Annotated in this window: 14 protein-coding genes; 9 read left to right on the top strand and 5 right to left on the bottom strand. The window is 46.0% G+C overall.

Annotated features, from left to right (window positions below):
- Positions 1–6: 6 nt before the first annotated feature.
- From IEW88_RS15400 to IEW88_RS15425, 6 genes are all read left to right on the top strand, one after another.
- Positions 7–2,037 (top strand): TonB-dependent receptor family protein, encoded by a 2,031-nt coding sequence (locus IEW88_RS15400; protein WP_147904825.1) that lies wholly within the window; start codon positions 7–9, stop codon positions 2,035–2,037.
- Positions 2,038–2,366: 329 nt separating this feature from the next.
- A complete protein-coding gene (gene bepA / locus IEW88_RS15405; protein WP_229670539.1) occupies positions 2,367–3,788 on the top strand; it encodes a beta-barrel assembly-enhancing protease in 1,422 nt (473 codons plus the stop codon).
- Positions 3,789–3,807: 19 nt separating this feature from the next.
- Positions 3,808–4,155 (top strand): arsenate reductase (glutaredoxin), encoded by a 348-nt coding sequence (gene arsC / locus IEW88_RS15410; protein ID WP_147904827.1) that lies wholly within the window; start codon positions 3,808–3,810, stop codon positions 4,153–4,155.
- Complete coding sequence (wrbA, locus tag IEW88_RS15415; RefSeq protein WP_147904828.1) at positions 4,152–4,739, top strand: NAD(P)H:quinone oxidoreductase; 588 nt, start codon at positions 4,152–4,154, stop codon at positions 4,737–4,739. Before arsC ends, wrbA begins: the two co-directional genes overlap by 4 nt.
- A complete protein-coding gene (locus IEW88_RS15420) occupies positions 4,736–5,164 on the top strand; it encodes a DUF2069 domain-containing protein (RefSeq protein WP_147904829.1) in 429 nt (142 codons plus the stop codon). The genes wrbA and IEW88_RS15420 overlap by 4 nt, the downstream gene beginning before the upstream one ends.
- 55 nt (positions 5,165–5,219) lie before the next feature.
- Positions 5,220–5,810 (top strand): LON peptidase substrate-binding domain-containing protein, encoded by a 591-nt coding sequence (locus IEW88_RS15425; protein ID WP_147904830.1) that lies wholly within the window; start codon positions 5,220–5,222, stop codon positions 5,808–5,810.
- A gap of 189 nt (positions 5,811–5,999) precedes the next feature.
- Here the strand turns inward: IEW88_RS15425 and IEW88_RS15430 are convergent, their stop codons facing one another.
- From IEW88_RS15430 to queE, 3 genes are all read right to left on the bottom strand, one after another.
- On the bottom strand, positions 6,000–6,149 hold the full coding sequence (locus tag IEW88_RS15430) for a hypothetical protein (protein WP_185148624.1): 150 nt from the start codon (positions 6,147–6,149) through the stop codon (positions 6,000–6,002).
- A gap of 11 nt (positions 6,150–6,160) precedes the next feature.
- Positions 6,161–6,298 (bottom strand): hypothetical protein, encoded by a 138-nt coding sequence (locus tag IEW88_RS15435; protein ID WP_185148625.1) that lies wholly within the window; start codon positions 6,296–6,298, stop codon positions 6,161–6,163.
- A gap of 414 nt (positions 6,299–6,712) precedes the next feature.
- Positions 6,713–7,378, bottom strand: coding sequence for a 7-carboxy-7-deazaguanine synthase QueE (queE, locus tag IEW88_RS15440; protein WP_147904831.1), 666 nt, complete (start codon positions 7,376–7,378; stop codon positions 6,713–6,715).
- Between the two features lie 87 nt (positions 7,379–7,465).
- Here queE and queC point away from each other — a divergent pair, with 87 nt between their 5' ends.
- Positions 7,466–8,143 carry a 7-cyano-7-deazaguanine synthase QueC gene (gene queC / locus IEW88_RS15445; protein WP_053424780.1) on the top strand — a complete coding sequence of 226 codons (678 nt, stop codon included), beginning with the start codon at positions 7,466–7,468 and terminating at the stop codon, positions 8,141–8,143.
- Here the strand turns inward: queC and IEW88_RS15450 are convergent.
- The gene (locus IEW88_RS15450; protein WP_147904832.1) at positions 8,131–9,009 is read right to left on the bottom strand and encodes a LysR substrate-binding domain-containing protein; all 879 of its coding nucleotides are present in this window, start codon (positions 9,007–9,009) and stop codon (positions 8,131–8,133) included. The two genes, queC and IEW88_RS15450, sit on opposite strands and share 13 nt — an antisense overlap.
- Positions 9,010–9,274: 265 nt before the next feature.
- Positions 9,275–10,252, bottom strand: coding sequence for an HTH-type transcriptional regulator CysB (gene cysB, locus IEW88_RS15455; RefSeq protein ID WP_053424697.1), 978 nt, complete (start codon positions 10,250–10,252; stop codon positions 9,275–9,277).
- Between the two features lie 158 nt (positions 10,253–10,410).
- Between cysB and IEW88_RS15460 the strand changes: the two genes are divergently transcribed.
- Positions 10,411–11,103, top strand: a complete 693-nt coding sequence (locus tag IEW88_RS15460) for a sensor histidine kinase (RefSeq protein ID WP_147904833.1) — start codon at positions 10,411–10,413, stop codon at positions 11,101–11,103.
- Positions 11,104–11,208: 105 nt separating this feature from the next.
- Positions 11,209–11,970, top strand: a complete 762-nt coding sequence (locus IEW88_RS15465) for a hypothetical protein (protein ID WP_147904834.1) — start codon at positions 11,209–11,211, stop codon at positions 11,968–11,970.
- Positions 11,971–12,236 lie beyond the last annotated feature (266 nt).

Below are 12,236 nucleotides of genomic sequence, written 5' to 3' on the forward strand. Positions count from 1 at the left end.
GTCTCCATGAACTATTTACCTTTTCAACTGAGCGCTTTAGCGCTCAGTTTTTTTTCTGCAGCTCTTATCGCGGTGGAAAATACGAATCCAGATGAACTACCGGCTGAAATCATTGTAGTGACAGCTCAGGGTCAGCAGTCTCCTTGGATTGGCAGCGCAGCCAGCAGTTTTCGTAAAAGCTTTGAACGACAACCCTTACAAACAGACGCAGCCAGTTTACTGCAGCATATTCCGGGCATTCAGGCCGACAGCAGAGCCAATTATGCTCAGGACAGCCGTTTAAGTGCCCGAGGTTTTGGCAGCAGAAGTAGTTTTGGCATCCGCGGAATACGTTTATTACAGGACGGAATTCCTTTGTCGAGCCCGGACGGCCAGGGCCAATTCAGTTCAGTATTACTGGACCAACTGGCCTCTGTTGAAGTTCTGACAGGCCCACTTGCGGTGTTGTATGGCAATGCCGCAGGTGGTGTGGTTGCTCTGCAAAGCCGCTGGCCGACAGAAAACTCAGCCTCAGTACAACTCAGTCACAGTCAGTTCGCCCGTCAGCAGCTGCTCTCAGCAGCTGTGGTAAAGGGTAAGCATGCAAGTTCCCTGAGCTTAAAAAACGCAGAGTTGCAAAGTCAACGTGCACACAGTGATGCCAAAAAACAACAAGCACAATGGTTGTGGCAAAGCGCTTTTGAGAACGAGCTAACACTCCAACTAAGATACGACTGGTCTTATGATCCACTGCTGCAAGACCCATTAGGTTTAACAGCACAGGAATGGCAAGAGGATCCGCGCCAAACCGCGGCCAATGCCCTCACTTTTGATACCCGTAAATTTACCAAACAACAGCAATGGAGCATAAACCTGTCACAGCAATTTGCAGATCAAAGCTGGCGTGTGGCGGCCTGGTTTGGTCAACGTGATGTAGGTCAGTATTTGGGCTTTGATGGTTCTGCGCCAACCTCAGCCGGAGGTGTGGTTGATTTGAGCCGGCCTTATCAGGGGGTGGATGCATCCTACAGCTGGCAATTTGACAAGGTGCGCCTGAGTGTAGGTGGTGCGCTTGAACAAAGTACCGATGAACGCCGCGGTTATGTCAATAACCAGGGTGTTCAGGGTGATTTGCGCCGCGATGAGGAAGGCGAAGTACAATCTGCTGATTTATACAGCCGCTTTGTTTGGGATCTGGACCCGGCCTGGCAATTAAGTGGTGGTGTTCGCCACTCTGATCTGGATTTTGATGTGACTGATTTTTATAGCACAGCACAAAACCCTGACGACAGCGGATCTACTGCTTTTGCCAGAACCTCAGCCGCTCTGGCGCTCAACTTTGCTCAGTCTGAGTATGTCTCCTGGTATATCAGCGCAGGCCGCGGTTTTGAAACCCCCACCTTTACCGAGATGGCGTACCAAAGCAGTGGCGAAGGTTTAAATTTAGGATTAAAAGAGAGTACCAACCAGCAATGGGAACTGGGTAATAAATGGCAGCAAGACAACTGGCGATCCAGTCTGGCGGTATTTTTAGTTGAAAGTGAAAATGAGTTAGTGGTCGATCAGTCCAGTGGCGGTCGTACCAGTTATCGCAATGCCAGTGAAACTAAACGTACCGGTGTTGAACTGTCGACCTTATGGTTTGCCTCTGCATCCTGGCAACATCAATGGACGCTCACTCAGCTCAATGCACGTTTCACCCAAGGTGCTCTGGATGGCAAGTTACTACCTGGAGTAGCCAAACAACAGGCTCAATGGCAAATCAGTTGGATGCCGCTACAGAGCAGCGAGTGGATGTTGCAGTTTGATACCTTGTATCGCGGCAAAATAGCTACCAGCGATCAAAACCTGTTATTTGCCCCTTCAGCTACTGTCTATCATCTGAAACTAGTGACCGAAACTGCATTATCCAATCTGCAGCTGCGCTACTGGCTAGGTGTAGATAATCTGACCGATAAAAATTATGTCGGGGCTGTAGTGGTCAATCAGGCCAATGGCCGTGCTTTTGAACCAGCATTGCCACGTTCTGTTTCTTTGGGATTAAATCTTAGCTTTTAATGCCGGAATTGAGCTTATTGCCTGAACAATAAGCTCTGACTGAAGCTAAAGCTTATATTAAGTTGAACTTCGCAGCTTTTTTTTTGCCAAATACAGTGAAATTAATCAGTGGTTTAACAACTTTCAACTGAACCACTGTACACTCTGTCTTATTCTGGCTTTGAGAGTCTCAACAGTGCACATCTGAAGATGTCGCGACTGTTGCAGCTTTGTCAAAAAAAGCTGGGGTAAGCGGACCAAGTGAATTAAAATTATCCGTGTTTAAAGCCGGTATGACTGAGTTCAAAAAATAAATGAAGCGATTTGCAGTAAAAAAACAACTCATTAAAATGAGTTTGTTCAGTATTGGTTTGGCTTTGAGCAGTACCTCACTTCAAGCCAATAATGCCTTACCTGATATTGGCGGGAACGCTTTTTCAACCTTAACACCAGACAAAGAAAAGCAGTTGGGTGACGTGATGATGCGGCAAACCAAGGGCCAGTTGCCTATGGTGTATGACCCGCTAATGGACGAATACCTGAACTCTATGGGCAACCAAATGGTCGCCAAAGCTCAGGATGTCAAATTTCCATTCCGCTTTTATTGGGTGAATGATAAAAACATCAACGCATTCGCGACTCTGGGCGGCAACATCGTCTCTCATACTGGTACGCTGGCTGTGTCAGACAGTGAAAGTGAATTTGCCTCTGTCATAGCGCACGAAATATCCCACGTCACACAGCGCCATATTGCACGTTCTGTAGAAGCTCGGTCTGAAAACGGCCCTCTCACTCTGGCGGGAATATTAGGGTCAATTTTGCTTGCTACAGTCAATCCGGAAGCGGGTATGGCCGGTATTATGGCCTCTCAGGGGCTGGCACAACAAAGCGCTATTAACTTTACCCGCAGTAACGAGCAGGAAGCCGACCGTATTGGTATTCAACTGATGGCGGACGCAGGTTATAACCCTTATGCCGTACCGGAGTTCTTTAATAAACTGGCTGAAAAAAGTCGCTTTGCCAATACTCAATTGGCCTTCTTGTACACTCACCCTTTGTCACAATCCCGGGTCGCGGATTCACGCTTAAGGGCTGAGCAATTTCCCAAGCGTTTTGTTGCAGACAGTCAGGACTACACCCTGGTAAAAGCCAGAGTCATGGCGCGTTATCATTACCAGACAAAAGATGCACAGAGTTACTTTCTACGTAAACTGGCAGAGCCTGGTGGCAATACCAAAGCCAACCAATATGGTTTAGCTTTGACTTATTTTGATGACAAGCAAGTAGAGAAAGCCGACCAGATTATCAGTAAATTACGACAGCAAGAGCCGGATAACTTGTTTTATATAGACGCCTATACCGATATTCTGCTGGCACAAGGTAAAGCTGAGCAGGCTATGTCGATGCTGGAACAGCACTACTTACTCAAGCCTAATAATCAGGTCATTACGCTCAACTATGCCAATGCCGCGCTTCAGGGCAAAGCGTACAGATTAGCGGTCCATTTACTAAGAAATTTACTCTATTACAAAAATGACATTTTTTTGGCTTATGAAATGTTGGCCGACACGTACAAAGCCATGGAAGATTATGCCCGTTATTACGAGGCAAGAGCCGACTTGTATTATCAAATGGCGGTTTACCCTAAAGCTATTGACGATTTAAACGAAGCATTAAACCATGTAGGCAAAAATAACACCTTAGAAAACAGACGTCTTGAAGCTAAGAAAAAACAATGGCAAACCGAACTCAATCGTCTGAAACGTTTGTAACACCAAGGTATAATTTTTTATGATTACGCTCTACCATAACAATCGCTGTTCAAAAAGTCGGGAAGCGTTGGCGCTGTTGGAACAAAGCGGTAAAGCTTTTACTGTGCGTTATTATCTCGAGCAGCCTTTGTCTGTTGCTGAACTGACCGCCTTACTCAAAGCGCTGCAACTGCCAGCACGGGATTTATTACGCAGTAAGGAAGATGAATACAAGAACTTAGGCCTGGCTGATCCTGCTCTGTCCGAACAGCAATTAATTTCTGCCTTGGTACAACACCCTAAGCTGATGGAAAGACCAGTGCTTCAGGTGGGTGACAACGCAGTGATAGCAAGGCCTGCCGATAAAATGCTGGCGCTGCTGGCATGAGTGTTCAGCTATTAATTTTATATTATTCCCGCCATGGCTCTGTTGCCGCCTTAGCGGAAAAAATTGCTATTGGTGTTCAGCAAGCGGGTGCAGAAGTTATGTTGCGTACAGTGCCCGCTCTGGATGGCTCAGCCGTTGGCATACATCCGCAAGTTACAGAACAAGACTTGCTCGACGCCGATGGCTTTGCTTTTGGCAGTCCTGTACGTTTTGGCAATATGGCAGCCCCATTAAAAGCCTTTTGGGATAACACTAGTAGTCTCTGGCTTAAAGGCGCTTTGATGGATAAACCAGCTGGAGTATTTACATCATCTGGCAGTATGCATGGCGGTAATGAAGCTAATTTGCTCAGTATGATGTTGCCGTTGTTGCACCACGGCATGCTGGTGATAGGCCTGCCTTATCTGGAACCAGAACTGCATCATACTCAAACGGGCGGCACACCTTATGGCCCAAGCCATGTCAGTGGCTTATCAGGTGCAAGCCATTTGAGTAAAGATGAACATCAACTGGCTATTCAATTTGGTAAACGGCTTGCTTTAGCCGCTATTGCGTTAAAAACATCCGGATTCAGTACCTTATGAACGATCTATCTGTGGCCATGGCTCCTTCCACCCGTCTTTATCTATGGCTTGGCCGTATTGGTTTTGTCGGGCTTTTTATCCTGATCCCTGTCTGGGTTTTATGGTTAGCACCACCAGAACTGGGCAGTGCTAAGGTTCTGCTTGCCTTGCTGTGGACGCCTTTGTGGTTCCCACTTTGGGGCATGATCACAGGTAAAGCTTATACCTTTGCCTGGGCTAACTTTATTGTAATGCTGTACATGGTCCACAGCCTGACACATTTATGGGTCAGCGTAGGTACTGAGTTTTTTCTGGCTCTGCTTGAGCTACTGTTTTCTGGCCTCATGTTTGTTGGCTGCACTTACTACGCCCGCAACAGAGGCAAAGAATTGGGCTTAAAAATCCCTAAATTGAAAGACGATCCGATAAGAACTGCAAAAGACTAATCTGAAAGCCCAGCCACAGCGTACATAACCGCAGAGTAGTTAACGACTTGCGGTTATGAACCCTATAATAGCTTTATTTCCACTAAATACCTTATTACTGCCTGAAGGCAAAATGCGTCTGCGTTTGTTTGAACCGCGCTATCTACGCATGATGAAAGAAGCCAGTAGTGGTCAACGCCCCTTTGCGATGGCAAGCATCAATCCGCTTGTTAGTCAGCATCACGCTGATCGCATCTGTCCTGAGGTGACCCTGGTCTCTATTATTGACTTTGAACAATTACCTGATGGTTTGCTGGGTATCACTGTCGAAGGGCTAGGCCGTTATCAAATTATGAAAAGATGGCAAGAGCAGGATCAACTGCATGTCGCTGAGCTTGAACCTATCCGCTTCTGGACTGCAGAGAACACCGCAATAGAACACCAGCCACTCTGGCATAAACTGCAGCTGGTATTTAAACAATACCCTGAACTGGCCAGACTTTACCCTGAGCCTGAGCATCAGAATTTATGTTGGCTGGTGTCGCGCTGGATGGAACTTCTTCCCCTGACTCCCCACTTAAAACGTCAGTGGTTAAAGCAGGATTTAACTACCACAGCCAAAGACCTTGAGATATGGCTGGAAGATAGTCTGGAAGAAATTAGCTAAATAATTGTTTAAATTCGTAGGCCAGTCCTTTGGTGAAAAAAAGCCCCATCAGCAAGACTAATGGAGCCTTTTTGCATCAGAGGCTTATAATTTAGTTTGTAAAATATGCGATAAAAAGCAGTAAGGCGCCACAAATAAAGCCGGTCAGAAAAACCACCAATTTATGTTCCTGAAGCAATTCCTGCATAATTACAAAGCCTTTAACTGCTTAGCTACCCAAATAGCGCCAGCCGCTGCGGCACCGCCCGTTGCAACACCTCCGAGAAAGTAACCAACAAGCAGCAGGGGACCGGCACCAGCGCTTACTTCGGTAATATCCTTAATTTGCAGTTCTTTCATGTTAATACTCCTTACAGCATCTTATAAGCAGCAATTACCAGGCCAGAGCCAGCTGTGAAGCCAGCAACAAAAACTTTATAAGCCAACGGAATGGCAACTACCGCACCACCATTCACATCACTAAGTTCATTCAAATTTAATTCATTCATATCATTGATCTCCATTAAGTATTCATGTGTCTGTCGAGGCCAGCAAGCCATCGACACACACATCATAAGACTCTGTATTTTTTTAACAACCTGTAAAATCTTACAGACTTACTATATCAGGTAGCTCGCTGCTCCCTCGGATAGATAAATTAGCAAATATCAGAGCTCCCTCACTATGACATGATGCAACACAAACTAATAAGACAAGTCGCTGCTGGTCTTGTTAATTTGTCACTCGTTAATGCAGCATTATTGAATTGTAAATCTGTAATGTGCTGTATTCGTAAACGCAAAAACATCGACGATTGACTCGTAGAGACTGACCACTTTATGAACACGCGGCGCAGTCTCCGGCTGGATGACATGAGATGGAGCAGCGATATGTCAAAGCAACGCTGCAGTTTAAAGGGGTGATTAATTAATACCCAGATACTTATGGACCTGCACACTTAAGCGCCAGTTGTATTGTTTACAAAATTCAATAGCCAGCTGAGTGGCTTTGGCTTTTTGACTGATAGGCTGCAGGTACACTAGTGTAGTGCTTAAATCCAGCCCCTGTAACAGCTCCAGCAGCTCGTCGATATGCTTTTCCATAGCTACAGGGTGCTTAATCTCGTTGGCACGCTCCAGCGCCGTGCGTAGCACTTCGTAGCCGCCTTTCATATTTATTTTAGGTGAAACAGTCACCCAGGTACTGACAGGCGCCAGAATTTCAAAGGTCCCACTGGTTTCAATCTGTGTTGAAAACCCCCGTGCATGCAACAGCTCACACAAAGGTCGTAAATCATACATACAAGGCTCGCCACCTGTGATCACCACATGTTTAGCACGGTAGCCTTTGTCAGCAAAGAGTTGCACTATTTGCTCTGAGGTTAAACTGCACCAATGATCAGAATCGGCTTTTTTCTCTAAAATTGCGGCAGGACTTAATTGCAACTCGGGATCGATTTCCCAGGTCTGTTTGGTATCACACCAGGAGCAGCCTACAGGACAACCTTGTAAACGCAGAAAAATAGCTGGAGTACCGGTGTAACTACCTTCACCCTGAATGGTCTCGAAAATCTCGTTTACTTTATACACTTTATGGGGTTTTCCTTTAGCTACGGGCTCAGATACAGTACAATGCGCGCCCGAAATTTTGCCCATTATAGCGAGAGAGCCGAACAGATGCCGCAAAAAGTTGTTGTGATTTATTCCGGCGGTATGGATTCATTTACCGTGTTGCACAAAGCCATAGCTGATGGACATGAAGTCTATGCCCTGTCTTTTAACTATGGCCAGCGCCATGTCAAAGAACTGCTCTGTGCTAAAAACGTCTGTGAAGAATTAGGCGTGCCTCATAAGGTGGTGGATATTTCTGCCATTAATCAGCTCCTGGCAGGTTCCAGCCTGATGGCGCCAGACAGTACACATGAAGATATCCAAATTCCCGAGGGTCATTACGCTGCAGATACCATGAAATCGACAGTGGTGCCCAACCGCAATATGATTTTATTGTCTCTCGCCGTGGGTTATGCCGTCTCACTGAATGCCCGCGCTGTGTATTACGGCGCACACTCTGGCGATCATTTTATCTATCCGGATTGCCGTCCTGAATTTGTGCACAAAATGAACGATGTCTGCCAGGTGGCTAACTACGAACCTGTGGACATTGTCAGCCCTTATTTAAGCCAGACCAAAATTGAGATTTTGCGTGATGGTTTAGCCATGGGGCTGGATTACAGCAAAACCTGGACTTGTTACAACGGCCGTGAAAAAGCCTGTGGCAAATGTGGCTCCTGTCAGGAACGCCTGGAAGCTTTTGAGCTAAACCAAGCGACAGACCCGCTGGCCTACGAAGGCTGATGCTGGCTGATTTGTTCCAATAACTGTCGTAATGGGGTCGCCTCTTGCTGCCCCTGTCGACAAGCCGCATACATAGTTCGAAACAAGCCCTGCTCACCTATGGGTAAAACCGCCAGCAAGCCCTGAGCTCGATAAGGCTCCATCAGCCACCGCGGCAACAAGGCCACCCCCTGCCCTGCGGCAATTAACTGCAGGATCTGACTACTTTGAGCTACGGTTCTGAATTTGACTTCCAAACCTGCGGGAGCGAACACGTACCGATATAAATCCTGTCGCTCCAGAGGTAAAGGATAGCCTAATAAAGTCTCTTGTCTGAGCTGCTGCGCTACTACAAAAGCGTGCTGTGCCAGCGGATGATCGGTGCTCACCCCCAGACAAAGCTGCATTTCAAATAAAGCTTCGAAAAAAACGCCCTGAAGATCACGTTGATCTGTCGTCAGCACCAAATCCAGTTCATCACTTAATAAAGCATCCAGCGCGTTGTGCTCTATCTCTGCAGAAAACTCTATTGGGCAGTTCGGTTCTATCAGTCCAAAAGCTTTAACAGCAGGCATTAACCAGTGAAAACAAGCGTGGCACTCCACAGCCAGTCGAATACCACTTAAACTCCTCCCTTTAAGTTGTGCTTCTGTCTGTGCGACCAAAGGCAATACTCGTGCGGCTAAATCCAACAACAACTGGCCTTGTGCGCTAAAACTCACCGGCTGGCTTTTACGCAGATAAAGCGTCGTCCCGAGCGAAGACTCTGCCTCTTTGAGCTGATGCGACAACGCCGACTGGGTCAAACACAGTTGTTCAGCAGCGGCCACCAAAGTACCGGTCTGTTGCAGTGCCTGTAAAGTTCGCAGCAGTTTTAAATCTATCATGCCTCATACCTCACTTGAGTCATCTTCATACGCATCATGCAATGAACTCATTGTACTTGCTTTAGCATAACCACAGATATTAGACATGTAAACATCTAGATGTCCATGCAAACAATAAAGTAAGTTTTGACTCGAGGGATATAAGCAACCTTCAAATGATAAGGCGGGGGAAAAGTCTGTCAGGCAGAGTGGCAAAAGCTTGCCCTGTGCTGTAGCTGCAAATAAAAAAAGGGCCAAGTAGGCCCTCTGTCGTATCCGGATGCAGCTACTTAATGGGTAGCTCAAATTTAGCAAACATTCTGTCTATATCGTCCTGATTTCGCAGCATATTGGCTTTTTCCACGACCTCACGGGTTAAATGTGGAGCAAAACGCTCAATGAAATCATACATATAAGTACGAAGGAATGTACCTTTTCTAAAACCAATTTTAGTGGTGGATGCGGCAAACAGATGGCTTGCATCAATGGAAACAAGATCTTTGTCAGTCTCTTTATCCATCGCCATTGAGGCAATCACACCGACACCTAAACCCAAACGAACATAGGTTTTAATCACGTCTGCGTCAGTGGCTGTAAATACAATCTTAGGTTCTAAACCTTTTTCACCAAAAGCACGATCCAATTCAGAACGGCCGGTAAAACCAAAGACATAAGTCACTATCGGATGTTCAGCCACATCTTCTACTGCAATTTTACGGTTCAAATTTGCCAGCGGGTGATCGTGACGTACAATCACACTGCGGTTCCAGTGATAACAAGGCAACATCACCAGATCGTTAAATAAATGCATAGCCTCGGTTGCTATCGCAAAATCAGCATCGCCTCGAGACGCTGCTTCAGCAATTTGTGAAGGCGTCCCCTGATGCATGTGCAAAGACACCTTCGGAAACTTTTTCATAAAACCGCTGATCACCGGAGGCAATGCATAACGAGCCTGAGTATGAGTAGTGGCTATGTTCAGTTTGCCTTGATCCGGCAAGGTATGTTCTTTGGCGACTGCCTTGATGCTCTCAACTTTTCCTAGTATTTGTTGAGCGATTTCAATAACATCTCTGCCGGCTGGTGTAACATGGGTCAAATGTTTACCTGAACGGCCAAACACCTGAATACCCAGTTCATCCTCCAGCATCCGCACCTGTTTGCTGATACCAGGCTGTGAGGTGTATAAACTCTCCGCTGTGGCAGAGACGTTCAGGTTATGATTGAGAACTTCAACAATGTAACGTAGCTGTTGTAATTTCATGTGTCAGTGATCCGTTCTTGGCATATGCTATAAACACTATACATATTCGTTTGGATATTCCAACTTATTTTAATTTAGTTGGAATATATAACCAATAGTAACTAAAAAAACTGCCATGTTCACACCAGTGGCGGTACAACGGGATCATCGGGGACAGTATGTCAGGCTCAGACTCATCCATCGACTTTGCGACAGTGCTGGCATCTGCTGCACATGATATGAAAAACTCCTTGTGCTTATTAATCCAGTCGATTGATAACCTGCAACAACAGCAGCAGCAACTGGATGGCAATGGCCGCGAGGAGTTGTCCCGTATTCATTACGAAGCGAACCGCCTGAATATTAATTTATTGCAGTTACTGTCTTTGTATCGCATCGAAAAAAATCAGTTACCTTTGCAAATCGATCAGTATTATATTTCTGATTTATTTGAAGAAGTTCAGTTAAAAAATGAAATGTACAGCGCACAAAAAAACATTCAGATTGAAATACAGGCTGACTCTGATCTGCTTTGGTATTTTGATAGCGATCTGATCAGCAATCTGATCAACGACATGTTTGTCAACGCGCTACGTTATACCAAAAGTAAATTAGTATTACGTGCAGAGCGGACCGAAGATGGTCTGGCTATCGAATTGCATGATGACGGCCCGGGTTATCCTGAATTTATGCTGGAAAATGCCGATACCCTGATGAAAGACTTAAATTTAGCCGCAGGCCGCACTGGTTTAGGCCTGTTTTTTGCAAGCTTAATTGCAAAAGCACATAAGAATCATGGTAAAACAGGTTTTATTCGCTTAAGTAATGGTGGTTTGTATGGCGGAGCTATGTTTAGTTTGTTTCTGCCATGATTTGACTTGAGTACACAAGTTTTGAAAGCAGAGAAGTTTTGCAGACTGGCTAAATAGCAGTTTTAACAGAAAAGCCCCTGAATGCCTGGGGTCAACGGAGTGTGGATGCTTTTTACTATTATCATAGTGTTGGTTGTTGCACTGGTGATTATCGCCGTGATTGTCAACGCAGTGCAGCAACACAAAGAGCGACTGGCATCGCTTAAACGTGCTGAGTTTTCCAAACTCAGAACGCTGCTGGAAGACACAGAAGACATTCTATTGAACGCTGCTAATGTGCCTATCACCAAAGGCATAGTGCAAATGCTGCTCAAACGTATAGTAGTCACACTCAAAGCCATGCTGGAGCTGGAGCCTAATTCAAAAGAGTTAAAAAAACGCATTGGAGAAACAGAAGCCAGATTAAATGATAGTGCGGCCGGTGAGATGACCGTCGAAGGTTTAACTATGCCAGATAACGATAAACAAATTATCAGTATGATTCAGGGTATAAAAAAACTACGCACCATTTTGCGGGCTGAGCATGCACGCGGTAATATTGATACTCAAACCGTAGTGCAGGAAGACCGACGCCTGGAGATGCTGCAACTGCGTATTAATGTAGAAAGTCAGATTAAACGCGGTAACCAGGCTCGCGCCGGTAATATGTTAGGTTCTGCCCGTCAATGCTACGAAAAAGCGTTGACCACCATGTCCAACTGCGCTCATGCCGATGACTACATTACCAATCGTAAAAGTGAAGTCATGACAATCCTGGAAGATATTGCAACTGAATTAAAAGAAGGCAACCTGCGTGACAGACAGAAAAAAGCAGAGCAGGAAAATAACGATTTGGATGTGCTATTCGCCCCTAAACGTAAGTGGTAACTCCCCTTCGTCCTTGAAGCTGCAGCTTCGTTGACTGCGTGCTCTCCCCCCAGTCACATAGGTAGCTATGCTCCTGGGGTCTCAATCCCTTGTCGCCGCGCTGCAACTCCAATAACTTTGGGGATATCCCCTTCAGCCCGAAGCTGCAGCTTTGTTGACTGCGTGCTCTCGTCCCAGTCACATAGGTAGCTATGCTCCTGGGGTCTCAATCCCTTGTCGCCGCGCTGCAACGCCAATGACTTTGAGTAGAGTTACTCAGACAGTAA

It is taken from the genome of Rheinheimera tangshanensis, from assembly GCF_014645135.1.
In the GTDB taxonomy this organism is placed as follows: domain Bacteria; phylum Pseudomonadota; class Gammaproteobacteria; order Enterobacterales; family Alteromonadaceae; genus Pararheinheimera; species Pararheinheimera tangshanensis.